21 protein-coding genes and 2 tRNA genes are annotated in these 24676 nt (G+C 55.9%); 12 read left to right on the top strand and 11 right to left on the bottom strand.

Going from position 1 to position 24676, the window contains the following annotated elements; genetic code table 11:
• The first annotated feature begins 133 nt into the window (after window positions 1–133).
• Complete coding sequence (locus tag CGZ80_RS11435; protein ID WP_094414428.1) at window positions 134–1465, top strand: hypothetical protein; 1332 nt, start codon at window positions 134–136, stop codon at window positions 1463–1465.
• Window positions 1466–1661: 196 nt separating this feature from the next.
• Window positions 1662–3281, top strand: a complete 1620-nt coding sequence (locus tag CGZ80_RS11430; protein ID WP_143543878.1) for a PQQ-binding-like beta-propeller repeat protein — start codon at window positions 1662–1664, stop codon at window positions 3279–3281.
• 144 nt (window positions 3282–3425) lie between these two features.
• Here the strand turns inward: CGZ80_RS11430 and CGZ80_RS11425 are convergent, their stop codons facing one another.
• The 7 genes from CGZ80_RS11425 to CGZ80_RS11395 form a co-directional block, all read right to left on the bottom strand.
• Entirely contained in the window at window positions 3426–3836 is a 411-nt protein-coding gene (locus CGZ80_RS11425) for a hypothetical protein (protein ID WP_094414423.1), read from the bottom strand.
• Between the two features lie 304 nt (window positions 3837–4140).
• Complete coding sequence (locus CGZ80_RS11420) at window positions 4141–6519, bottom strand: transglutaminase-like domain-containing protein (protein ID WP_094414421.1); 2379 nt, start codon at window positions 6517–6519, stop codon at window positions 4141–4143.
• Window positions 6519–7913 (bottom strand): DUF58 domain-containing protein, encoded by a 1395-nt coding sequence (locus CGZ80_RS11415; protein WP_094414419.1) that lies wholly within the window; start codon window positions 7911–7913, stop codon window positions 6519–6521. The genes CGZ80_RS11420 and CGZ80_RS11415 overlap by 1 nt, the downstream gene beginning before the upstream one ends.
• A complete protein-coding gene (locus tag CGZ80_RS11410; protein ID WP_233148371.1) occupies window positions 7910–9013 on the bottom strand; it encodes an AAA family ATPase in 1104 nt (367 codons plus the stop codon). The genes CGZ80_RS11415 and CGZ80_RS11410 overlap by 4 nt, the downstream gene beginning before the upstream one ends.
• Before the next feature lie 190 nt (window positions 9014–9203).
• Window positions 9204–9542 (bottom strand): rhodanese-like domain-containing protein, encoded by a 339-nt coding sequence (locus CGZ80_RS11405; RefSeq protein ID WP_094414417.1) that lies wholly within the window; start codon window positions 9540–9542, stop codon window positions 9204–9206.
• 22 nt (window positions 9543–9564) lie between these two features.
• Window positions 9565–10428 (bottom strand): ATP phosphoribosyltransferase, encoded by an 864-nt coding sequence (hisG, locus tag CGZ80_RS11400; protein ID WP_094414575.1) that lies wholly within the window; start codon window positions 10426–10428, stop codon window positions 9565–9567.
• Window positions 10429–10468: 40 nt separating this feature from the next.
• Window positions 10469–10810, bottom strand: a complete 342-nt coding sequence (locus CGZ80_RS11395) for a phosphoribosyl-ATP diphosphatase (RefSeq protein ID WP_094414573.1) — start codon at window positions 10808–10810, stop codon at window positions 10469–10471.
• Between the two features lie 332 nt (window positions 10811–11142).
• Here CGZ80_RS11395 and hisH point away from each other — a divergent pair, with 332 nt between their 5' ends.
• From hisH to CGZ80_RS11355, 7 genes are all read left to right on the top strand, one after another.
• Window positions 11143–11790 carry an imidazole glycerol phosphate synthase subunit HisH gene (gene hisH, locus CGZ80_RS11390; RefSeq protein WP_094414415.1) on the top strand — a complete coding sequence of 216 codons (648 nt, stop codon included), beginning with the start codon at window positions 11143–11145 and terminating at the stop codon, window positions 11788–11790.
• 17 nt (window positions 11791–11807) lie between these two features.
• Window positions 11808–12338 carry a hypothetical protein gene (locus tag CGZ80_RS11385; RefSeq protein WP_094414413.1) on the top strand — a complete coding sequence of 177 codons (531 nt, stop codon included), beginning with the start codon at window positions 11808–11810 and terminating at the stop codon, window positions 12336–12338.
• A gap of 676 nt (window positions 12339–13014) precedes the next feature.
• The gene (locus CGZ80_RS11375; protein WP_233148370.1) at window positions 13015–13425 is read left to right on the top strand and encodes a CAP domain-containing protein; all 411 of its coding nucleotides are present in this window, start codon (window positions 13015–13017) and stop codon (window positions 13423–13425) included.
• 107 nt (window positions 13426–13532) lie between these two features.
• Window positions 13533–14348: a hypothetical protein gene (locus CGZ80_RS11370; protein WP_143543876.1), complete on the top strand. Its 816-nt coding sequence runs from the start codon at window positions 13533–13535 to the stop codon at window positions 14346–14348.
• A 316-nt stretch (window positions 14349–14664) separates the two neighbouring features.
• The gene (locus CGZ80_RS11365) at window positions 14665–16701 is read left to right on the top strand and encodes a hypothetical protein (RefSeq protein WP_094414407.1); all 2037 of its coding nucleotides are present in this window, start codon (window positions 14665–14667) and stop codon (window positions 16699–16701) included.
• Between the two features lie 52 nt (window positions 16702–16753).
• Entirely contained in the window at window positions 16754–17827 is a 1074-nt protein-coding gene (locus CGZ80_RS11360) for a hypothetical protein (protein ID WP_094414405.1), read from the top strand.
• Between the two features lie 91 nt (window positions 17828–17918).
• Window positions 17919–18881: an SRPBCC family protein gene (locus tag CGZ80_RS11355; protein ID WP_094414403.1), complete on the top strand. Its 963-nt coding sequence runs from the start codon at window positions 17919–17921 to the stop codon at window positions 18879–18881.
• Between the two features lie 29 nt (window positions 18882–18910).
• On the opposite strand, the gene CGZ80_RS11350 is transcribed toward CGZ80_RS11355, so the two are convergent.
• Both CGZ80_RS11350 and CGZ80_RS11345 read right to left on the bottom strand, forming a co-directional pair.
• A complete protein-coding gene (locus CGZ80_RS11350) occupies window positions 18911–19162 on the bottom strand; it encodes a hypothetical protein (RefSeq protein ID WP_094414400.1) in 252 nt (83 codons plus the stop codon).
• A 185-nt stretch (window positions 19163–19347) separates the two neighbouring features.
• A complete protein-coding gene (locus CGZ80_RS11345; protein ID WP_233148369.1) occupies window positions 19348–20346 on the bottom strand; it encodes an FAD:protein FMN transferase in 999 nt (332 codons plus the stop codon).
• A gap of 255 nt (window positions 20347–20601) precedes the next feature.
• Here CGZ80_RS11345 and CGZ80_RS11340 point away from each other — a divergent pair.
• A tRNA-Ser gene (locus CGZ80_RS11340) sits at window positions 20602–20690 on the top strand.
• 142 nt (window positions 20691–20832) lie between these two features.
• Window positions 20833–20905: transfer RNA gene (locus CGZ80_RS11335), tRNA-Lys, on the top strand.
• A 79-nt stretch (window positions 20906–20984) separates the two neighbouring features.
• Here CGZ80_RS11335 and CGZ80_RS11330 read toward each other — a convergent pair.
• Window positions 20985–22418: a DUF58 domain-containing protein gene (locus tag CGZ80_RS11330; protein ID WP_094414396.1), complete on the bottom strand. Its 1434-nt coding sequence runs from the start codon at window positions 22416–22418 to the stop codon at window positions 20985–20987.
• A gap of 124 nt (window positions 22419–22542) precedes the next feature.
• Between CGZ80_RS11330 and CGZ80_RS11325 the strand changes: the two genes are divergently transcribed.
• Window positions 22543–23529 carry a D-2-hydroxyacid dehydrogenase gene (locus CGZ80_RS11325; protein ID WP_094414394.1) on the top strand — a complete coding sequence of 329 codons (987 nt, stop codon included), beginning with the start codon at window positions 22543–22545 and terminating at the stop codon, window positions 23527–23529.
• 183 nt (window positions 23530–23712) lie between these two features.
• On the opposite strand, the gene CGZ80_RS11320 is transcribed toward CGZ80_RS11325, so the two are convergent.
• A complete protein-coding gene (locus tag CGZ80_RS11320) occupies window positions 23713–24633 on the bottom strand; it encodes a hypothetical protein (RefSeq protein WP_094414392.1) in 921 nt (306 codons plus the stop codon).
• Window positions 24634–24676: the final 43 nt, after the last annotated feature.

The following is a 24676-nucleotide window of genomic DNA, read 5'->3' as shown; positions in this document are numbered from 1 at the left end:
AAACCGGTTTGGCGGCAGACATCTTAACGAACCGCATTGATCGATCCGCCTGAAATTGGTCATCGGCCGAGCAAACTGGTATGCTAGACGATACCTTTTCAGCTCGATCAAGCTTGCCTAACGGGATACCGCCATGGGAAGTGAACTTTTCGCGAACGATGCTTTCGGCGATCGCCGGAGCAATCTCGAACGGCATCTGCACCGTATCGAGGTCTTTGAAGTCGCTTTGCAGAATTCGTTCGGTTTGGATTTACGTGTCCTGCGCCGCCGTGTGGATGACCGTCAGATCGATGGTGGTGCGGTAAGTGTCAAACCGTTTCAGTACTTGCCTGAAGTACTGCCGTTTATTCAGCCTCGCGTTGACCAGCTCGAGCGAAAGCAACGCTCTGCCTTCGAAGCCATCAAGGAATTGGCAGTCGATTCGTTTTGGCAGGTCTACACGGATTTTCAACCCTTGGTTCATGCGATCGCCACAGACGCGGGAGTAGACGCCGACCAGCTAGGCCCAGTGTTGGCTCGATCCATTCTGTTGTTCGAATCGTCACGTGGGACCAAGTTTGTGACCTACGTCGAAAAGTGCTTGCGCGAAGCCGTTAAGAACTTGCGTGGTCAGCGTTTTGCCGACTTGTATGGAATCCCGGTTTCGGCAGGGCGTTTGGTGCATCAGATCTCCTGGCAGGTGCAGCAAGCGGAAATCGAACTCGGTTGTGGCTTGTCGACGGAGGAATTTGACCGAGTTGTGATTGGGTTCCTGAACGAGCATTCGGTTCGGTTTAGTCGAATGACCATCGAAAAGATCGCGGCGGTATTGCGAAATGGTCTGCCGAAGCAATCGATCGAGAGCTGCCAGAAATGGCTGGAACCGTCAACGGATGTTTGCTTTCAGGTTCCAGGAAATGATTGCCAAGTCGACGAACAAGACGAGCATCGTTACCAAATCAGCCAAATCCACGAAGCGATGAGACGGGCGAAATTCAGCCAGATTGAACAAGCAATCGTGTTGGAGCGATTGGGGCTGGCCTATCAAGCGACGGTGTTTGAACAAGTGGCCCGTCGCTGCACGTCGGCGACTCTTCGTAAACGGGCGTCGCGACTGCTGGTCCGATTGATGGCTGCCCGCTATCAACCGCAGTCACCGCGTTTCGGATGGTTGATGGATGAGACGGCAACTTCGGCGAAAGCTGAACTCGTCGAGACGATTGCCGAATTGGTCTCATCTGTCCCCTCCGAGCAAAGTGAGTTCGGGATGCGGGGATTTGTCGACGACCTCTTGAATTGGATGTCCGTCAGCGAATCAGTTTACCGAATCAGCATTTCCGAACGTGGGGCGCTGTGCGAATACTTGTTCCCCGATTCTGGTCGGGCGGGAAAGGCAACCAACCACCTGGAGTCAAACACGTTTAGCAAGCTGCGGGCGGCACTGATCGAACAGGAGCGTCTGGACTTCCCGTTTTGGTCGATGTAGTACCCCGAGACTCCCCGGTGGAAGCGGTTCACACTCGCTCCCGTGGCGAAATCTAGGCAAAAACGGTTCAGGATGGGCCCGTAAAGCGGTTCCTGCAGGCAAAAACGGCAGCTTTCATTGGTCATGCACTATCGACCGACTAGAATTCAGCGTGGAATCTTTCGTTCCAGACGCCTGATCCACAGAATTCTCTCTCTTGTCTAATTCCGACGCCGAACATTCGTCTGTCATGATGTACCGCGCCAAATCCCTGGTGATCTGCTCTTTAATGGTGGCTAGCTCCATTGCCAGCCCCAAGGTTCCGACCACTTCTGCTGAAGAATTGATGTCGGCATCGTTCGCGTCCCAGTTGGGCTTGGAACAGGCGTGGCGACGTCAGTTGCATGTCACCAACGGTGCGTCGGCGATCGCCGATTTCCAGATCTACATCAGCACGTCCAACCCGCGGAAATCGGTTGAAGTTGTCGAGGTGGGTGCCGAAGGCCAAGATCCGAAGGTCTGGTTCAGCATTGCGACCGATCAAATCGACAAAAGCGGACAACCGATTGGCGAGAAAGAAGCACAGCGTCTAGCACGTCGACAAGTCACGTTTCTGACCCGACGGGTAAAGAACGAGCTAAAGATTGAATCCAAGGAAACGCCCCGAGTTTACCTGTACACCCTGGCTTCCAACGGCACCGTCGATTGTCGTGATGCCGAGTCGGGGAAGCCGATTTGGATCTCTCAGGTGGGTGACCCGGAACTGAATTATGGGCAATTGGGCGTCGATGACCAGTTCGTCACCGTTCTCAACGGTTCCAGCATCATTTTGCTCGATGCTTCCAACGGCGAGCCGATCGATTCGAAAAGAACGATCGATGTGCCACTGTATGGTACCGTGATTTCCGGTGGATTTGTGCTCGCGCCGACAATCCGAAACGGCGTCGAAGGCTATCGGTTGGCGGACCTCAACAAGAAGATCACGACGGTTCGCTACATGCAGACGGTGGAGGGACTGTCCCTCGAACCGCTTGCCAAGTCGCCGACATCGCCGGTCGTTGCTTGGGGCACCAATAAAGGCTACATCTACTTCATGGACGTCACGAACGCTCCCTCGGTGACGTTTCGGTTGGACACCGTCGGCAATGTGAATGGGAAACCTGCACCAGCGGGCGGCGATCGCTTCTTCTTTGCCAGCGAAGGCGGCCAGGCGTACTCCGTTCGAGCGACTCGATTGGGCGATGTGTTGTGGAGCCAGCCGCTGGGCGAGCCGTTTTATGACACACCGTTTCTGCTCGAGTCGACGGTCTTTCTGAATTCCGCGTACGGAAACCTGTTCGCACTCAATGAAAGAACAGGCGAACCGATTTGGGCCGAGCCGACTTCGAGTGTTGCGAAGATCCTGGGCGGAATCCCAGGGGCGCTGTTTGTGCGTCTGATGAGTGGCCAATTCGCCGAGATCGATGCGAAGACCGGAAAAGTGATGAGTGTCCTGCCGATCGACAAGTCCGAATTCCTTGCGGTCAATCGCCTGACCGATCGACTCTATTTGATCGATGGACGAGGGGTCGCCCAGTGTCTGCGACCGGTCGGTTCCACTGCTCCCGCAATTTTGCACCCTCTTGATGCAGAACCCGTTGTCGAGGAAGAAGCGGAATCGACTGAAAAGCCAGAAGAGGCGATGCCAACGGAAACCACCCCGACCGATCCTTTCGGTACCGGTGGCGACCCGTTTGGGACCGGCGGTGCGGATCCTTTTGGCACCGGCGGTGGCAGTGACCCGTTCGGAACGAGTGGCGGCGGCGACCCGTTCGGTGGTGATCCGTTCGGGAACTGATCCCACATCAATTTCCACCCGCTCGTTTGCCATTCCCGTAAGCGAGCGTTGAGGCAAATAAAAAAGCCTCCGACGGTTAAAATCGTCGGAGGCTTTTGCTTTGGATTGTCAGGCTGATCGCCCGAGAATCTTTTGGTTGGCAGCTTATTCGGCGCTGTCTTGTTCTTCCCAAGCTTCTTCGAATTCGAGTGCGTCTTCGTCGCACTCGTCCAAACCGAGAGCGTCGATTTGATCGTCGTTGAGTTTGTAGTAGCCGAGTTCTTTGATCACTTCGAGAACTTCGCTGCAGGTTGGAAACATACGGCCGCTGCGTCGCTTGTAATCATCCATCGCTCGCATGAATTCGATTTCTGGATTGGAATAATCGCGTTCGCAAGTCGTCGGATCGATGTGACGCCGGCGTTGTTTCTTGCGGCGAGGATTGGTCATTGCACCGACATCGGTCGCATCAGGGTTACCACTGCGACGTTCAGCACCGGGACTACGGCGATCGATCGTGACAAATTCGCTGGAAGCTGGCTGAATTGTTTCGTTGGAATCAGCGGTCGAAGGCATGCAATTATTCCTTGGGATTCTTTTCACCATCAGGCCCCGTGCGGGTACCAGATCGAGCGGTCAGCTGTGCCGGTCTGGTAAGGTTTGGCGATGGTTCGTGCTGGTAGGCGGATAAACGCTGGGCCACTTAAAATTAGCACGCCGATTAGGTAAGAAAGTCCGATTGGCGATTGAATTCCGGCTAAACGAAGGCTGATCCCTGGCAAAGATTTAGGATGGTATCGGTCGTGACGGCACTGAGGCCAAATTGCCAGTGAATTCTGGGGGACGACCCCCTCGGCAGAGAATGCGATCGGACTCGGAATTAGATGCCCAGAGGTTCCGGACGCCGGCCCTGGTAGCGATCGGAGGCGAATTGTCGGTACCAATCGGCCGCTTGACGCAGCAGTGGCGTTTCGGGCGACTGAGTAGCGGCTTCCTCAACCCGAGTGGCAAATTGGTGCAGCGTTTCACCGGGAGCTCTGACCAGGGCGTACTTGCGAATCTTGCGATCGACGCGGGTCAGCATTTGGCGGCTTTCGTATTCCAGCGGATCACCAAACGCCGAGATCCGTCGACGGTGCCGGAGCCAAAGCATCAGCACCACCAAACTGAACAGAGGAAGCTGTGCCGCTTGAAAAACAAACGTCAGTGAATCGGATGTCCGGAAAGAAAGGATCCATCCCAGCAACGCAGCCAGCGGAGACCGGTCGTCGTCCTCGTTCAAATAATTGTCTGACGAGGTGTTTGCGGTATCGTCGGCGGTGACATTGTCGTGGAAGGTGCGGTAACGCCGACCCACGGTGGCTTCCACCGGAAACCAGCGTTCGGTGATGTCGTCATAGGCTTCGACCCAAGCGTGTGCATCACGGTTCCGCGCGAGATAATACGCGCTGTCATCGCTGAGCTCAGAGAGCACATAACCGGTCACGTAGCGTGTTGGGACGCCTGCGGCGCGGAGCAACAGTGCCGCGGCAGAGGCGAAGTATTCACAGTGAGCCGGATGCGACGTCGTCAAAAAGTGTGCGACGGGATCCATGTCGCGAGGGCTGGCGTGACGATTCAGCGAGTATTCGAAGTTCGCTTGAAAGTATTGCTCGATTGCCTTTGCCTTGGCCCGGGCGGTGAGATGCCCGTCGCAAATGTTATTCGCCATCCTGGTCATCAAGGGACGAATAGACTTTGGGACATCCAGCATGATGTCGCGCCGAATCGGGATCAGCGTTTCCTGGGGTGTATTGGCTCCGACACCTAGAACGTACGGGGTTTGGGTGTCGACGCCTTGCGTGACGCTATCGTGGTGGGTCAGTCGCACACCGTAAACGGACGCCTCGATCCACTCGGTTGCAAGGGAGGTAAAGACGAACTGGCCTTTTAGCGGAACGTTGTGGATCTCGATTGTTCCGATCACATCGTCTTCGCTGACCTTGCGAACGGAGAATCGATTCCGCTCTTTGAGGTCTTTGCCGGTTCGCAGTGGAGTTTCTGCGGGGGCCTCCGGATCGACGAAGCGAGCCAGGATTTGATCGGCATCGACGCGGGTGTTCCTCATCAGACGTTCTGAAACAGGGGTCCAGGCGCCGCCACGGTAGGTGTCAAAAATGGTTCCGCGCAAGTAGCCCGGTTCATCATCTGCATAGGCTCGCAAGGCGACTTCTTTGGGATCGCCCATCATGTGTTTTCGAATCTGCCCCAGGCGACTTCCGCGGACGTATCGAGAGCTTCCGATCATCGTTCCGCCGGCAACTTTCTCGAGTGAATCACTGAGACGGTCTAGCAAATCGACACGAAGACCAGGAACCATTTGGTTGGCGAAGTGTCCCGCCGCGGTCGTCGACATTAGCAGCAACGAAAACGCCAACACGTAAAACAACAGCGGGCCACGTGTGTCGGCGGCCTTTAGAGAGACGCTGGAGTTCGGTAGCGGATCCTTGGCTTTGGCATTCAGGCCCCCGACAAACCGCTGTTCGCGAGATTTCAGACGTCGGGTGAACAGTTTGTGTCGTCGCCGGATCGCCTTGTAAAGCTGCCACCGTCCCAAAATGTGGTCGGCACCGATCACGTATCCAACCAGAGTCGTCAGTGCGGCGACAAGTTGACCGTTAATCGTATGACTCACACCGCCCCCGCTGATCGCCATCAAAACGGCGATCAGTCCACAGGCCAACATCGCGGGATGCCCTTGGTAGGGAAACAAGACCCAGAGCACAATTGAAACGAAAAGCGTGCCGTGAGCCAACGAGTCGACGAACAACGCAACAAAGTTCATGCTCCCGGCCATGTGCGAGTCGATACGGGGAAGCACGCCCAGGGCGGTCATCAGCAAGATCAGGATCGGCGCGACAAACTTGCGGATGACACGAAGCCGCGTGCGACGTTGATGCATCGCTTCGGACTTGGAAAGCTGCCGTGGCGCTGTCGTTTTGGATGAGCGATCGTTTTGCTGATGAGAATTCCTGTTCGACGGAAGAACCAGTTCACGGGTTAACGCATCATAGCCGCCCATGAAATGAACCGTCGCCGCGACCAGGATGGCTGCGCTGCTGTAGATCATCATCGTGAACGAAAACGTCCCGAATGCCGATCCGACGAAAGCAGATTGCACAAAGAGCAGCGTCGGCAGGATCCACATCCGCCAGCGTTGTGGTTTTATCTCGTCGGCCGAGATCATTTCACGTCGTCGGTGGATTGGTTTGGCAGCCATCAATCCAGTCTCCGATCAGCTGAGTGCGATTTCTTGGTTGGGTTGGACGAGGTTGACGGTTGGTCTTCAATCAGCAGGTACTTTGCCGAAGAAGGTAGTTGTTCGGCGAGCTCTTGTCGCTCCGGATCGTCGAGTTCGATCAGCGACAGAATCAGGACGGGACGCCGGCGGCAAGCTTCGAGCGTTTCGACGATTTCGGCCTGGGCTGCCGCGGGCGGTGTCGGTTTCGCAGCCGCCAAGCGAATCAACATCGAATCCGACGTCTCGTTCGCCGTTTGGATGTTCTGGTAGGCGTCTTGGTCCGGCTGATTCGTGACATGCAACGTCAGTTGGACTCGGCGGTTACTAATCTCGTTAATCGCGGTCGTGGCGATCGACATCAGCCGCTCGAAACGTCGCTGCTCATCCGTCATCACGGCGTTTTCGCGAGCGGCCTGCGGTTTAGCGGCGGCACGCTGCGAGGTGTCGACGATCAGCGTGATTGCTTGGATCGATGGCGATTGATATTCGCGTACGATCGGTCGTCCGAGCCTTGCCCAGGATGCGAAGTCCCAGCGACGGACTGGGACGCCAACTTGATACTCGCGATTTCCGATGTATTCGACCGGCGCTCCGGCGACCAGTTGTTGGGTCCAGTCACCGATCTCTGCCAACATCATTCGCGACGTCGGGTCGTCGTTTGGGTTGGCCGGAACCGGCGTGATGGCGATCTTCGTCTCACATTCGATCTTGTTGCGGGCGTAGAACAGGTGAAACGGGAACGTCGAGGCGAGATGAAACGGTGGCAGATCGTGGACGCCGCGAGTGTCGAATCGCATGGAGCCGTGCCACTGCATTTGTTCCCCGCTACGGAGGATCTGGACGGATACCGGTGGCGACGCATCCCAGTGCTGCAACAGGGCCGAGCGGCTGATGAAGGACAAGCCTTCACGCTGAAAGCCGACTCGCAAGTTAATCGCGGGCAGCACTCGTGAGTTCGTTAACCGAACGCTCAACGAAAACGGTTCTCCCGCGATTGCGACGCGCGGCAGCGTGACGTTCAAGCGGAGGACCGGACGCATGATCCGATTGATCCCAAATCCGACAAACAGGATCGCGAAGAACGCTCCCATCATGCCGCTCCAGGGGAAACCCCAGATGACATTCAGCGTCATGAACACGCCCAAGAGCGCAAACACCGACGCATAGGTCATGCTACCGCGAAGCGCCATGTAGCCACGAAACGGGGCGGCTAGCCAATAAACCGTATTGCGCACCGATTGGCGGAGCTGATAGCGAAAGTCGGCGTCGTTGAGATCTTGTCCGATGCGTTCGGAAAGCGTCGTCCTTGGACCTGAATAACCGACCGAGGTTCCTGTTCGGTCTGATGATTCACCCGTGGCGTCGACGCTCACACAATCACCTCGGTTTGACGCAGCAATTCATCGATCACGGCGGCCGCATCATTCCAGGAGCCGGACACCGAACGCAGAGAGATGCGGTGTGCCAGCACTGCGACGGCAACCGCTTGGATGTCGTCCGGTAGCACATAGTCGCGACGGTCAAGTACCGCGCGAGCTTGAGCGGCCCGCAGCAGCATCTTGGAACCGCGTGGGCTGCATCCGACCCGCAGTCGGCTGTCTTGGCGAGTCGCGTTGACGACTTCGACCAGATACCGAGCGACTTTGGGGTCGACGCTGATCTCGCGCACGTGGCGTTGCAGGCTAGCCAATTCGTCTCGGTGCATTACCGGTGTCAAATCACCAGAAGGATCGCTGGCTGCTTGATCAAGCAACAGTTCGACTTCGCTTTCGATGTCCGGATAGTCCATCGAAAGCCGGAACAGAAAACGGTCCAGTTGTGATTCCGGAAGCGGATAAGTGCCTTCGAAACCGCTCGGGTTCTGAGTCGCGATGACGATGAAAGGGCGTTCCAGTCGGTGCTGGGACGAATCGATCGTGACCTGGGACTCCGCCATCGCTTCCAGCAAGGCGCTTTGGGTCCGCGGAGATGCACGGTTGATTTCGTCTGCGATCAACAGGTTGCAAAAAATCGGCCCGCGGCGGAAATGAAATTCACCGCTTGTCGGTTGGAAGATCGAGCTGCCGAGGATGTCCGATGGCAACAAGTCAGGTGTGCATTGGATTCGTTGGAAGTCCAAGTCGATCAGCGATGCGATCGATTTCGCCAGTGTGGTTTTGCCAACACCAGGAACGTCCTCCAGCAACACCGATCCCTCGGCCAGGATGCAGGTTAAGACAGAATCAATGACGTCTGCTTTTCCGCGAATCACGCCTTGGAGCTTTTCACGAACGAGCTCGATTTTGTCGAGCAGGGATTCGCGTGTTGATGCCCCATTGTCGGTCGTGTCGCTCGTTGCGAGCGATGTTTGATGACCGTCACCACTGTCCTGCACTTCGGAATCTCGCTTCATGTCGGAGTGTTGATGGTGACTTTGTCGCGGAAACGTTTGTTCCGGCGGCACAGACTCAGAATCATTCCCTTGGGTGAACATGCTGTTCCTCCAAACACTTCGGGCACGTCTACAATCGTACCGCTGCGACCCGGTCGCTGCGACTCTTTGCTGAAGAACCCTAGCCGAAAAGTGGATAAGTTTGACAAGTCAGGGGGAGGCTGACCCAGTCCACCATCAGGCAGTCATTTCCAGTTGACCCACCAAAAAGGCGGTCACCCGGCTGGAATGACTAGTATCGAGGAACTTCCGGATCGATCTGAAGGCTCCAGGCATCGATCCCGCCGGCCATATTTTGCGAGCCCGCGAACCCCCTGTTTCGCAACGCATTGGTGACCTGCATGCTCCGACCGCCATGGTGGCAATGGACCACGATGCGCGAGTCTTTATGCGCTTCTAATTCTTCTAAGCGGTCAAGGATCTCACCCATCGGGATCAACACACTACCAGCGATCTTCGCCGTCTGATATTCCTCTGGTTGGCGGACATCAAGCAGTAAGAAGTCCTCCCCCGCTTGCTGTAAACCCTGTACGGATTGGACGTCGATTTCGATCGGATAGTCTTCGGGCATTTTGTAGATTCTTTGGTCGGGTTTACAGTCGGCAGTTTGAAATCGTGGTTTGGAAGATCGCAGTCGCTCCCAAACGCTCGAGCTTTTCCATCACGTCAATGATCTCATCGCGTCGAACCATCGCACGGACGCTACGCAGCGATTGATCTTCCAGAGTGCCGATGGTGGGGGAGTTAAAACCAGGGGTGATTTTTTCTGCCTGCTCAAGTTTCGCCAATGGAACGTTGTACTCGAGCAGTGCAAAGTCGCGGGCGATCACCACGCCTTCGAGGCGACGAACGACGCGGTCGGCCATTTCCAAATCACGGCAACGGTCGTTTTGAATCAAGACCGTCTCGTAGGACCCGATTTCCTCCAGGACTCGCAATCGGTTGGCAGCGAGCGTGCTGCCGGTTTCGACCAGGTCAACGATCGCGTCGGCGACGCCAAGACTGATCATCACCTCGACGCTTCCCGAGAGAGACACCATGTGCGCGAGCGCGTTGTGTTGCCCCAAATAGGCTTTGGTGATCGAGGGGAAACTGGTGGCGATTCGTTTTCCGTCCAATTCGTTGGCCGAACGGATGTCGCTGTCTTCGGGAATACAAATCGCCAGACGACACCGTCCGACGCCTAGACGCATGCGGGTGGTCACGTTGGCGTTTGCTTCTTCGACCAAGTCGCTGCCGGTGATTCCCATGTCGATCGCGCCTTCGGCAACCAAAGTCGGGATATCATCGGTGCGTAGAAAAATCATGTCGATCGGCAGCCCTTTTACCTTGGCAAACAAGCCACGGTTTTGACGCCGAAAATTCAATCCGGCCTGCAGCAACAGTTCGCCAGAAAGCTCGCTCAGTCGGCCTTTGCTGGGGATGCCGACCCGAAGATTGTTGTTGAGTAGTCCCATCGGTGTGTTTTTCCGTTCGATTGGATGCTCGCGTCCGGCGTTATTGCGGCGCGTTGCGGTTTGCTTTTTCAACCAGCCCTGAGGTTCCTTCGCGTCGCGCCAATTCGGACGCGACTTCTTCAAGGTCGACCCCTCGATAGGCCAGCAAGACGAGGGTGTGGTAAATCAAGTCACCGGCCTCGTAAATCAGATGATTGCGTCCTTCGTCACCAGGTTCGTCTGCCGCCTCGATCAGTTCGGCGGCTTCTTCCATAATCTTCTTACCGATTTTTGCGGTCCCACCGTCCATCAATTTGGTGGTGTAGGAACCTGCTGGCCGCGTTTCGGCACGCTCGGCGAGCGTCTTCATCAGGCGATCGAGCGGCAATAATGAATCAGACATAGTGTTTTTTCGACTCTCTTCTTCTTCTGCATCATTCTTTGGCTGCGGATCGTAAATCAGACAGCCCGTTCCGTCCACCTTGCCGTACACCTTGGCCCCGCCCCAGGAAGGGTTTCAGTGACATTTTTTGTGTCGAGACCGGGCATTTGTGTCGAGACCGGGCAATCGCGGCCCGAACTGTCGCTTTCAGCAGCAATCGCTTGTCGGAAGCTTGGTTTTGCCTCACCCGCCACCCTGGGCGGCGAACGTGATCCGTATTACCGTGTCTCGCAACCTGTATCGTCCGTCACAACTGCCCGGTCCGTATCCGCTCCTCGAACGTCGATTTTGCCATGATCACCATCGTTGACTACCAAATGGGAAATCTCCGGAGCGTTCAAAAAGCGATTCAGCGCGTCGGCGGCGAAGCGAAAATTTCGTCGGATCCGAACGAAATCGCTAACGCAGAACAATTGGTTTTGCCTGGGGTCGGCGCCTTTGGAGACGCGATGGCCGAAATCAACCGCCGAGATTTGGCCGCCCCGATCCAAGATTTTTGCCAGACCGGGCGTCCCTTTCTAGGGATCTGCCTGGGATTGCAATTGCTGTTCGAAGAGGGTTTCGAGCACGGCACGCACAAGGGCCTCGGTATCCTGACCGGCGATGTGGTTCGATTCGAGTTGCCCGACCAATTCAAAGTTCCACACATGGGATGGAATACCGTCAAGAAACAAGCCTCCTGCGGCTTGCTCGATGACGTGTTATTGGATGATCTCGCCGAGTCGACACACTTTTACTTCGTCCACTCGTATTATGTGCGGCCCGCCGATCCGGCAGTGGTCGCGCTGACCTGTGATTACGGGATCGAGTTCTGTGCGATGGTCGCCAAAGGCAACTTATTCGCAACCCAATTCCACCCCGAAAAAAGTCAAACCAACGGGCTGCAATTGCTTCGGCGATTCACCCAGCTGGGAAACAACTCTCCCGCAAGTCTCGCGTAAAGCTTGGAAGCAATCGAGTGAATCATCAAGTCCGACCGGTTCGACTGAACCATCCCGACGGAAAACACTATCTGGAATTCAACTGGGATGGTCTGTGTTTCGTGCATCAATTGGTTGCCGGAAACGACATTCTGCAGTCCTACAACGACCTCGATGAAGCGGCGTGGCCACTGTCCCCGCCAATTCAGCAACTGTCGGTCGAGGAGATCAATGATCACGACGTCGCACTTGGGGTCGGCTGTGCCGGGACAAGTCACTGGAGTCTGAGCGTCGAGCCCATTGAGTCCGGTTATCAATTCGAATGGGCCTGCCGAACCAAGGTCGCTCCTGAAAAATTGTTGTCGACGTATCGACGAATGGCAGCAGACGGATCAACCGACGGTGACACCAAAGCCACGGCAACGGCTTGGAGTCTGCTTCCACAAGGAAAGACTGTGTCGGCGAATCGCGATGGAATGACTTCACTAGCGCCCGACCAGTCATTGGATTCGGCGGGGACTTTTCAGTGGACGTATCGGGCGGTCTTTCTGACTGGCGACGACGTATAGCGTCGATGCGGCGTCAGAAGTTCGCGTGAACTGGAGTTTTGTGAACTGCCTGTTTGCTCCAGTTTAGCTAGTTTGGTTTTTGGCCAAAACTTTCTTGTGGGCCGACACCGAGACCGAAGCGATTGTGCTCGCACGACTTCTGGCGTGCCAAGTCGAATCGCCGTCAACTCTTTTGCAAACTTCCCAGCTTGCCCCCTTCCGTGGATCGTCGTGATCGGGATCCTTTGCGGCCCAGGTTGGCAAGCTTCGTTGGTGGAAGCTTGCTGGGAAACGCCGGTGCGGGCAGCTGAGCAATTCGGTGTCGCACTGTGAAGGTTTCCGTTTTTGATCTCGATAACGGAGTTCTAACGTGACGGGTTTTGATTTTGGATTGGTTTTGCAAAGTGTCGTGACCGAAAACATGAATCCCAGCGACGCTAACGCAGTTCCCCGACAGGTTGTGGCCGATTCTAAAGGTGATAAACGGCCCGATTGTGACAAACAGCCTGGGCGAGCAATCCGAACGGGCCGTTCCTTTAAGCTTTTTGCAGCGGCGTGTTTGTTGATGACGATCACGATGCCAAGCGCCCCCGCGAAAACACCAACGGTAGAGTCATCGTCAGTGCAGAATCGCTCGGTCGATTCTTCCGAGGAGACATATTGGTGCCAGCGGTGTCAACGTTGGCACCAGCGGGCGGTGTCGACAGCAAACCCAACGGACGTGTCGGGTATTCCGCAAGCAAATTCGATAGTTCTTAAGAAAGGCGTTTCCGGGACATCGTTACCGCTGCGGGCCAAGGGTGGGATCCAAAATGTCTTGTCGGTCTTGAATCAACAACGGCAAAGGAAAGGATTGCGAGCGTTACGGCCTGATCCGGCGCTGCAAGCGGTTGCCGAGCGTCGTGCCCAAATCATGGCGAGTAGTGGTCGCAAGGGGCATCCGCCGGGATCGTTTTCGCCGGGACGTTATGAAGGCGTAGGCTGGTCGAGTTCATTTTCGCCAAACGGAGTATATGCGTGCTACACGAGCGATCCGAACATGACGATTGCTGGAGCAGCGATGGCGACCGGACCGGACGGGGTCTACTTTGCTGTGGTCTATCGGTAGCGCGGTCGGCGATTCCGTTTCTGTTTTCAAGAACGGATTCGATTCGCAAGGATGACATTCGTTCGTCCTTGTCGCGTGATTCAAAAGGCGGCGATTCAGATCGTCGCATGATGCTTCGCACGCTGCTGTCGATCGCCGCCGGTGTGTCAGCAGCAACTTGGCTCGTCGAACCGAAGCATGCTTTTGCCAACAGTGGCGAGCTGATGATCTCTCCGGATCAGGCTCGCCGGACCGTGCAAGAACTCGTAGATGCCGGGTTAGAGCTGTGTCCCCGGACTTATGACGGCGACAAGCATTGGGGCGACACCAAGAAAGTTTGGGCCGGCATCGATATCGATCGCGAAGGGCTCAAGTTAAAGACGCACCGGCGGTGGAAAGAAGTCAAACACGGGCTGCAAACCAAATATCAGGTCTCTTTCCCCGGTGACCCCGCCCAGCCTCCACCGGTGGTAGCACAGGTCCACTCGACGGAATCGATGCCAAACGGTTGGGATATCGATTGCGAGCTCATTACCCCGCTGGACTTTAAAGCGCGTATCGAGCGTTGGAATCGAGGTGTGAAGTTCTACAGCGTCGAGATAACTGGCAAGATGAAGGTCGGCCTGCGGCTGAAAGGGTTGCTCAACGCCTTTCCCGACTACGCCGAATTGCCGCCAGCCATCGTGATCGATCCTTCGGTCCAATCGGCCGAGCTAACGCTGATGTCACTGGACGTCGACCGGGTCAGCAAAGTTGGCGGTGAAGTGGCCGAGCAATGGGGAGAGTTGGCTGAAAAAGTGATACGTTCGGTGCTTCTGGACGACTTCAACGCCAATCTTCATAAAAAACTGAACCGCGCAATCGATAAAAAAAGGGATCGGCTGCGTTTGTCCTTTGCCGATTGGATGCGTCAAATCGATAGCACCCAAGACCCGCGAGGTTGAATTGATCGCACATCGCTACGTTCGTCGTGGCTCCGCAATTGCGGTTTAGCGATGGGCAATGCGGCTTAGCGGCGTGCGATTCTTTTCTGCCGTCAGACCTAGAAGTATTTGAACTGTGGTTGAGCAATGATGCCCAATCGAGGAAAATCCAGTGCTTGTCCCGAAGGACCGGAAAGCACCACCCGCCTGATGATATTTTAAGGCATGCCCTAGGTATCAAGTGGGGGAGATCGAGGTAGACTCTCGGTTGGACTTGCTCTTCTTGTGGTGATCAATGGATATAACTGCTTGCCCTAGCTGTCACGAAGTCGTCCGTGTGGCCTCCACGAAGGTGCCCGCGGCCCGTTCAGTTCGATGCCCTTGGTGTGACGAAGTCACGGCAATCGAGCACTGGTTTTCAAAGCTCCCGCCGATCGCCCAGGTGCTCGATCAGGATGGCAATCCGCTTGATGCGGAGCCGGAGGCGGATGCAATCTCTTGCGAGACCCAGGAAACGGATTCGGCACCGCGCGCCGTGCGAGTTTGCGCGACACCGATGTTCGCGAACTCTGGTCTAACCTCTTCCGATTCAGTGGCGTCGGATGAAAGCCTGTCGCCTTGGGTGAAGAAGGTCGAACGCGAGTTGGACGCACTTTGCCAAGAGTCGAGTGTGAGCGACTTGGACGAATCGCTTTCGCAAGAGGCTGCTTCGGAATCAGAGTGCGCCCCGGAGTCGGAGCCAGAGCCAAAGGTGAAGCGGCGACGTCATGACCTTGAAGCGATCGCTTCCATTTGGGACCGAAAGCCCCCAACATCGGATGCCGACACAGCCGGCGTCGCCTGTGAAGTAGAACCAGCCGCAGAATCGTCGCCGGTGGCAATCGCCCCGCCGGTGCAGGTCGAAGAGCCTGAGGTTGAGACGGAAGACGAACTGCCGGTGTTGGATGAATTTGAATCCTTCGACACCGTCGACAACGACTTGGAAGATCATTTTGTCGATTTCGAAGACGATTGCGAAGAAGACCTTTCACCGGCTGGCGGCGACTTTGGCGGTATCCATGCGTTTTCCATTGGCGAAGACGATCGCCCCTATCAGCGTTACAGCGGGTGGCGGAAGCATCGCCAAAATGCGACCCGGTGGTTAAAGATCGCCGCGCCAAGTTTGCTGGCGTTGCCTGTGCTGGGAATCATCTTAATGCTCGCCGGATTAGACCTGGGGCTCTATCCTTTTGATGGGTCGTTCAAGCGGACTTCTCTCGCACCCAAGCATCTGGCTTTCCCGCCTAGCAAGCCCGATCCGTGGTTGGCAAAACGTCGAGCCGAATCGCGGGGCAATGCAGGTGCCGCGAACTTAGGCGAAGGCCGTTTGTCGAACGAAAGCATTACATCAACCGACGAAGTTGATTCCGTAGAAGCGACCGAAGCGAACTCCGTTGCGAGCGCACCGCAATCGGGATCTGCTGCCGAGTTGTCTCTTGGCGATCCCCAGGAATGGAATGTGTCTGGTGCCGGGACGGATCGTTTGACAAACACATCGAGTGACGCCCCGTCCGAAACGCAAGAGAAACGGGCGACTGAAGAGTATGCTGAAGACTCGCAAGGTTTGCCCGAAGCAACGCTTGCGTCGACCGGCGAATCGCATGACTCAAATCTCGAGTCCGACATGGTTGCCAAGTCTGGTGCGCCTGCGCCAGAGTTGGTGATACCCGAGTCAACATCGCGATTGCAACAAGACGCTTCGGTCACTCCGAGTCCGGAGGCGGATCGAAAGGCGGTCGATGATCCAGACGCCGTCGTTCCCGCAAGTTCGATCAATCCGTCAGATGCCGATCACGAAGTCGGAAAGGTACGTCAAGTGAGTGCCGAGACGACGCTTGATGATGCCGCTTCGATGCCCGTGTCTGACGACCCAGTTGTTGTCGGCTGTTATCAAACGCTGGATCGTTTGCATGAGTTGGCGATTGCCGACCCGACGACACGTGAAGGAAAGCTTGCCGGATTGAAGGCTTTCCGAGCTGTGTCGCGATTGGTTGAAATCGACGGAATTGCAAACCGAGATCAGCTTGCGGACGTGCTCACGATCATCGCGGGAAGCGAAATTCGTTTTCAACTCGAAACGCTTTGTGGGGCTTGGGTGGGGTGGTCGAAACGACAAACCGATGGCATTTTGCTAATTGGCCATATCGAGAGCAACGAGACGGGCGAGCAATTTGTGTTGGCTGACGACACTCGCTTTGCGATCCTGGCTGGCCAAGAGCAACCGGTTGCGCACGGTCAGGTCGTCGCCTTGGCAGAATTACAAGGTTCGGAATCGGAATCAGAACGCCAGGTGCGCCTGATCTGCGTCCTAGCTGTGCCCTCTTCTGCGAACTAACGTGATCATTTCGAGTCGCGTTTTATGAATTTGGGAACAGCCCAGCACTGTGATGAACGAAGCGCGAGCTAATCAAACGCCATCCGATTCGATGGATCCGAGTCCACCGCCGCAGGATCTGCCGGATGATTCGACTTTATTTGATGCGTTGACGTACGGTTTGACGTTGCCCGAACGCACCGCACGGAGTGCCTCGGCGGTGGTCGGCGGATTGGTTCATGAGACCGCCGGTTGGTTAATCCCCGCAGCATTTCGGTCCTCGAAAACCTACTCCGCTTTCATCGGTCAATCGCTCGACATGATGATTCATGATGTCGGCGGCGTGACCAAGAACCAGGTCCCGGCTGCCGAGAATGAAGAAGCGGCGCTAGCGCAAAAGGCGGTCGGTGGGCTGCTGGATTTAGCCGGAGCGGCGACCTTGCACCTGTCGCCGCTAACCGTCTTGGCGGTATTCAATGACTTGGCGTACGGTTCAAGTCACTACCTCAAACGGTTGAGCGAAGAGCTGAAACGCGAGGGGATCATTGATCAGGATTCGAGTATCGATCACGTCTCTGATCTCGTCGATGCGCTCCAACAAACCGGCGCCCGAGCTTCTAAGGCCGCCGAGGCTCCGCCGATGAGTCTTGAAGCGATGATCAGCACGATCGGTGAAATCACGCAGCAGGTTCAACAAGTCGACCCCACCCGTTTGATTCCGCAAAGCGAACTGACGCGAATGTGGCAACAGATGGAGTCTGTTGCCGACGATACCGGAGTTGGGATTTGGGATGTCAGTACAACGATGACGATGTTTGCGATCGACCGTCTCTCGCTTTCAACCCGTGGTGCGCTCTCTACAGTGAGAGTGGCGGGTAGCCTATTGGATGAGCATTTTTTTGCCCATTATGGTGACGCCCTGGTCGCGATTCGTCAGGATGGTTTTTACGAAACACTTAGTAACGCATCGACGCCTTATTTAGATGCGGTCTGGCATAATTTCGATGCGAAGCGAGAGACCTTGACTGAAGAATTGGTTACTGGACGGATGCCCAGACGTCTCTGGTCAAGCTTCGTCTGTTGGTTCAAAAGTCGAGGCGACGAGAGAAAGACTTCAGAGCGATCAGGCGGAAAGCCGTTAAACTAAGAAGTCGGTGGAGTGAACAGCCGACGCCTCACCTAAAAAAGGTTTTCGAACCTCCCTCCCGCTTTCCTCGCCTCTCAGCTTGGGTTTCAACATGCCGGCATTCGAGGTCTCGCAGTCCATCGACATCAACGCAGATCCTGAAACCGTTTTTGGTTATCTGCGTGACTTTTCAAAATGGAAAGACTGGTCGCCTTGGTTACTTGCTGATCCCGATTGTGAACTCACGTACCAAGGTCAGACGGATCAGGTTGGCGGTGGTTATCGCTGGGACAGTTCGATCGTTGGTGCGGGGGAAATGCAGCACGTCAGCATTACGCCGCCAAGTTCGGATCGAGCCGGAACACTGCGGTCCGACCTTCGCTTCTTGAAACCATGGAAGTCCGAGTCGGATGTTGATTTCGTGGTCCGGCCGACACGAGATAGCGAAGGCAACGTTGGGACCATCGTCACTTGGAACATGAAAGGCTCGCTGCCGTTTTTCATGTTTTGGATGAAGCGAATGATGGTGTCCATGATCGGAATGGACTACGACCGCGGCCTTCGCATGCTGAAGTCGCTAATTGAAACCGGCAAGGTGGATTCGGCGTCAAGAGTCCACGGGGTCCAGGCGGTGACTGCTCGGCGAATTGTCGGCCGTTCAACCAACGTGCGGGTACAAGAGATCGCACCGGCGATGGAAAAAGACATCTGCGAGATCAATCGCAAGTTGGAAGCAGCGGGTGTGCCGGCGAACGGCACGTGGTTAGCGATTTACAACCAGCTCAACCTCAAGACGCAAGCGTTGACGTACTTTGTCGGCATGGAGCTTGACGAATGCATTGACACACCGAGCGGGTTGCAATCACAAGTCATTGAACCCGCGCAGTGCATGCGTGTGACTCACCAGGGCAGCTACTCGCACCTCGGCAACGCGTGGTTCACCGCGCACCAACGGATCCGATCCGACGGACATAAGCTGGCGAGCAAGAAACCGTCACTGGAGGTGTATCGCAATAGTCCGGAGGACACCGCCCCCGAAGACCTTGTGACAGACGTCTACGTGCCGGTGAAGTAACATCGGCCTGACTACGTAACAAGCCCGGACTAGCTTGCCGAGTTCATGTCCTTCAGGGACTTGCCCAAACGCTTGCGGCTTGCCGCAGTCGTGGTGGCTTTTTTGCGTGTGCGAGTGGCTGTTGCCGTGCTGCCGGATTCATTTCCCAGCAAGGCCGCGAGAGTCGGTTGCGAATCGGCATTGTTATCTGGCAATCCCATTTGCTCGACCGCATCGCTGACACCCATCAGGACCGATTGACGAACGCCATCACGTAGCCATTGAAAAAAATTCATATCCATCGTCGACTGACTTTTCAATCTTGGTAAGGTCTGATTTCACCGCCAGCATTGCCGGAATCTCCGGCGAACGTGGCACGACGTCAAAGCCTTGATCGGAGAGGTTCAACCGACAGTCGGGCCCTGACGAATGGCTTCTAGGAAGAGTTGCCCCCTCGCGTCCAGCCTAATTTTGGGCCGCTCAATGCCTAGGGATCAGATTGCCGCAACTGTGGGGGATCGATCCACAAGATCTCGCCCCAAGAGGTGACTTCCACCTCGTCCTGACGGTTGCGGGGGACCGTCGCGATCATCGCATCGGCTTGCTTCAACGTTCTGGCTGTTGGGGCTGATTCCGCTGGCTCGGCGAACAGACATTCAAGCTCATCCATCGGGCTCAGGAACGACGCCGTGCTACAGGCTTCGGCATCGGTCGCGTTAGGACAGATCGCCGTCAGTGAAAGCATTTCGCCAGCCGGATAACCTGTTCGAGGGTCGATGACATGGCCGAAGCGTTTGCCGCGGTGATGAAAGAACTGTTTGCCCGACCCACTGGTCGACAATGCCGCGTCAATCAAACGGATCCCAGCCAGGCGGAGATTCGGTTTGGTCGGGTGTGCGATGCCAACCGCCCAGCCTGCCCTGCTCTCTGGTTCATCGCTTAGGTTGTCGACCGGCGATTGATTGCCCCTGGCAAGCACACTGCTGCCTCCGCCGTGCAGCAGAAAGTTTTTGATTCCCGCTTGGACGAGGCGGCCAGCGAGTTGATCGAGTGCGAATCCTTTTCCGATCGCACCCAAATTGATTTCCATGCCAGGTTTTGCGAAGCGGATCGAATGTGTCTCTGGGCAGGTTCGCAAGTGTTGGTAGCCGACCGTTTCGAGGGCTGCTTCGACTTCATCGCGAGTAGGTTTTTTTCCTTGGCGAGTGAGGAAGCCCCAGGTGCGAATCAGCGGCCCCGCGGTGATGTCGAAGGCGCCTCCCGTTTGTTCGCTCCAGCGAATCGATTGTTCGATCAATTCGAATGTTGTGGGGGAAACCGGCACCCAGCGCTTATCGGCGTTCGAGTTCACCTGCGAGATCTCACTATCGGGCCGATACACCGTCAAATTGGCTTCGATCGCGTCCAGGCATTCCAGGGCGGCAAACGCCGCATCAAGCAGGGGGGCATCCGACGGCGGGAGCATTACCACAAACTCACAAGCCATGGAGCGGTGGGTGAGTGTTGTCAGCATGTGGGGCAAAAAAAATTTTGAAAAAGATTTGAGAACCAAGCGTCAGTTTGGCGACTCTATCACTCTGTTCACTGGCTTTTTAGCCTGTACACCGAGGTTTTTTGAAGACGAGAGACATTCGTTGGGACGATAAATTGTTTACCCGGACAAGGGTTGCCAAAATAACGTTCATCCAGCACAATCTCGCCTCACGGTTAAGCATCAGTCTTACCGAAAGCCGAAGGTCACGGAGCGGTGGCTGAGTGGTCGAAAGCGCCGGTTTGCTAAATCGGTGAACCGGGAAACTGGTTCCGCAGGTTCGAATCCTGTCCGCTCCGCTTGAATGGGTCTCACAGTTTGACTGTTAGGGCTTGTTCAACAAAAAGCCCTTCGGCTAATATTTTTGGCCCGGGCACATGTTGCTTTGTCACCTACTTTTCGGTTGACTAAGCAAGATGGATCGCAAGGCGATAACCATCAGAGAGTGTAGCTCAGTCGGTAGAGCATTCGACTTTTAATCGAATGGTCCTGGGTTCAAGTCCCAGCACTCTCACTGAAAGGCTCCGCGAGTCACCGTTTTGATACGGTCCGATTCGCGGAGCCTTTTTTGTTGCGCTCGATACACTGCTGCGTTAGAGCAGGTGCTTTGCTTTGACTTCCAAGTACTGATTGACCAGCGGTGCGGTCAGCTCATCGGGATAGCTATCGACCAGCAGCACGCCGCGGTGCTCGAGGTCTTTGAGGACTTGGTCGCGCCAGATCAAAATGTCGGCGGCCGCGGCGGCGCGGTAGAGATTCATCTCGGAGCCTTCGGGATGGTCCGCCGCTTCGAACAGCGTGCGGTCGCGAAGGATGACTCCCAGCGGTAAGTGCTGGCCGCGGAGGTTGATCAGGTAGTCTGTGATCGCTTGGCCGTTGACTTCGTCGATCACGTTGGTGGTCAGGGCGACCAGCGAGCGTCGTTTGCAGTGATTGCGTAGATACAGAAAGGCCTGGTCATAACGCGATTCGACCATCCGCGGAAATTGATCAAATCCTGCATGCAGCAATCGATTCATCTGGCTTTGGCCGCCACGTGGCGGAATGTAGGCGTGGATGGAATCTGAGAAGCACAGCATGCCGACCGAATCGCCTTGGTGGAGTGCGACATAGGCCATCATCAAGCATGCGTTGAGAGCGTGATCGAGCAGCGTGAACCCGTCGCGGCTTGCCGTCATCATGCGGCCGCAGTCGATCAGGAAAATCACACGTTGGCTTTGATCGCTTTGGAATTGTCGCACGGTCAGCTTGTTGCGACGCGCGGTGCTTCGCCAGTCGATATGCCTGAAGTTATCATCGCGACTGTAGTCACGAAGCCTTTCAAACTCGCTGTCTTGGCCGATGCGTCGTGTGCGGCGGACTCCGATCAGGCTCAGGCGGTTCGTGCGAGCCAGCATCGCGTAGTCGCCGAGCTGCTTCATGTCGGGATAAACATTCAGCGAGCTCTCCAGCGGCAGTTCCAGGTAGCGTGTCCATAATCGCAGCGGGCTGGTGAATTTGATCGCCGCGAATTCAAGACGAAACGCGCCCCGTTGGGACGGGGTAAGTTTTCGCCGAAACGTAATGCGGCCGGTGGGCGGCAATCGCATCGAATGTGACTCGGGATGAGACTCGAATCCGTGCGGCGTGTCGTCACGCACTTGTCCCAACAGCGTCAGCGAGCTGCGGTTTTCCACCGTCAACAAGCTATCGATTTGAACGCCTTGTGAGCAGGTATGTGGGATTTCACGGCTAACGCTGATGCCACGGTTGGTCGCCGTATAAATCGCGATGAAATCGATGCTCGCCGCAACGATCAACAACCAGTCGGCGGCCAGCGCCCAGAGGAAGAATTCGATGTGGAACACCGAAAAAATACTGATGAGCAGATTCAGCGTTAAAGCGACAATCCAGCCCATCGTCGGGACGATGCGGAGACGCCATGCGGCAAAACACAGTGGGAGTGCAAACAGCAACAACATCAGCCACGGAAGTGACGAGTACTGTTGGAATTGCTCGACGGCGGATGCGCGAAAGGATTCATTCATGGTGACATGTTACCAAATCGGACACGAAAACTTTGTGCTGCCCCGTTGCCGTGATCATCGAATGGGCCGAAACTTTTTGGTCTGCTAAACATCCCGTTCGTCGCCAGCTTAATTTGAAATTCGAATGCGCATCGTTCTTTGCTACCCCGTTGGTGAAAAGCACATCCGTTTGATCCAGCAGGCCGCCCCCGATGCGGAGGTCGTCAACGCCGGTCAGGAGCGAATCGACGAACTATTGCCGACCGCAGAGGTGTTTATTGGTCACGCAAAAGTCCCCGTCAATTGGGACCGTGTCCTCGACGCAGGCAAGCTACGCTGGATCCAATCCTCCGCAGCGGGGTTGGATCACTGTCTGGTTCCCGGTGTGATTGCAAACGACGAGATCACTGTCAGCAGTGCGTCGGGCCTGTTCGCTCCGCAAGTTGCCGAGCAGACGTTTTCATTGCTATTTGGCGTGTTGCGCCGCGCACCACTGTTCTTTCGCGCGGAGCGAAAACGTGAGTTCGTGCGACTTCCGACAGATGACTTGCGTGGAAAGACGGTTGGGATTGTCGGTCTGGGCGGGAATGGTCGAGTTCTAGCCAAAATGCTCTCGCCCTGGGATGTGCGGATCATCGCGACTGACTACTACCCGATCGATTGTCCACAAGAGGTCGACGAACTGTGGCCCGCCGATCAGCTCGATCGTTTGTTGGGCGAAAGCGATATCGTGATTCTGACATTGCCATTGAATCGTGATACCCGCGGCCTGTTTGACGCCGAGCGATTCGCCAAGATGAAACCTGGAGCTTACTTGATCAATGTCGCTCGGGGCGCGATTGTAAAAGAGTCGGCACTGTGCGACGCATTGCAGTCGGGGCAACTCGCTGGCGCGGGGCTTGATGTCACAGAAGTCGAACCGTTGCCCGAAGACAGCCTGCTATGGGATGACCCCAAGGTAATGATCTCACCACACGTCGGCGCCCAGTCTTATCGTCGTGTCGATGATTCGACCAACCTCGCCGCGTTGAACCTGAAACGCTATCAAGCTGGCTTGCCAGTCTATAATCGGGTCGACAAGTCGTTGGGATTCCCACACCCGTCAGCGGCATACCGTGGCGAATCAACCTGACCGAACAACAGCAATCAGTCCTGACTCACTAGGCAAGCGACACACCAGGTAAACGCACCGGGTAGACAATGAGCAGCAGCAATCGTGGATCGGGAGAGTTTGATGGGACGATCTATCTAGACCAAAAGCCCGTCGGGCCAATCCGGTTGCCAGCACAGCACACGTCCAGCTTTGTCGAGCAATTCAATCGAATTTATGGTTCGAAACGCTATGCGCTGTTGGGCAACCAGTCGAGCGAGCCCGTCGACGTTTGTGCCTGCGAAGCACGATGACCGTTGAGAGCAGCATGCATCCCGCAAAAGCAGATGGCTCGGGGATCGCGGTGACGCGGAGCGTTTGCAGGCTGTAGCCGTCCGCTGCCAAGATGGAGGACAGTTGGCCTTCATAGCCAGCGAGCAAGGTCGAAAACGTGTCGTAGCGATCACCTGCTGCGGCATTGCTGCCTTCTGGAACATCAATGCCCATGTGAGTTCCCAGCACACCATATCGGCCGCCGACGGACATCAGTGCCGTCCCGCCAGAATCGCCTGAAAGCAGGCCGATTTCGTCCTGTCCGAGTCCCCCGGATCCTCCGTTGGTCGCGGTGTCAAACGAATACTGAACCGCGACCGTGTCGCTGCTCCCGGAAGTGAATTCCACGATGCCGAGTGCGTCGATCGTATTGCGACCGGCCCACTGGTGTTGTTCAAATGCGATCAGTTCCTGTCCGATAAAATCAGACGCCTCACCAACAACGATTGGGAGTGGCATGATTGCCGGATCGACTTCTTGATCAAGTCGATAGACCCGAATGTCGCTGGGAATGTCGCCTTCGCCATCGACAAACGTTGTCAAACGCTGCGAAGACGATGCGGTGTAGGTCCGCTCGATTCCGTCGAGTCCAACGAAGGTGGCCGAGGTTGTTGAGACGTGGTTCGCGGTCACATAGTGGCGGGGACTGATCAGCGCCGCACGTTGGTGAGCAACACCAGAGAGCTGCGTCTCGTCGAGAAAGAAATCTGGGTTGGCGGTGCCGTCTTCAAGGAATCTCGCATGGCGAGCCACATCAAATCCGTCGATGATGCCACCGATGCAATTGGCGGAGCAGAAGCCAGTGATCAACACTACGAATGAGCAGATCCGATAACACATGCTGCTTCGCCGCCCG

The organism is Rhodopirellula sp. MGV (assembly GCF_002251265.1).
Taxonomy (GTDB): domain Bacteria; phylum Planctomycetota; class Planctomycetia; order Pirellulales; family Pirellulaceae; genus Stieleria; species Stieleria baltica_A.
This window is presented reverse-complemented; position numbering and strand designations above follow the sequence as displayed.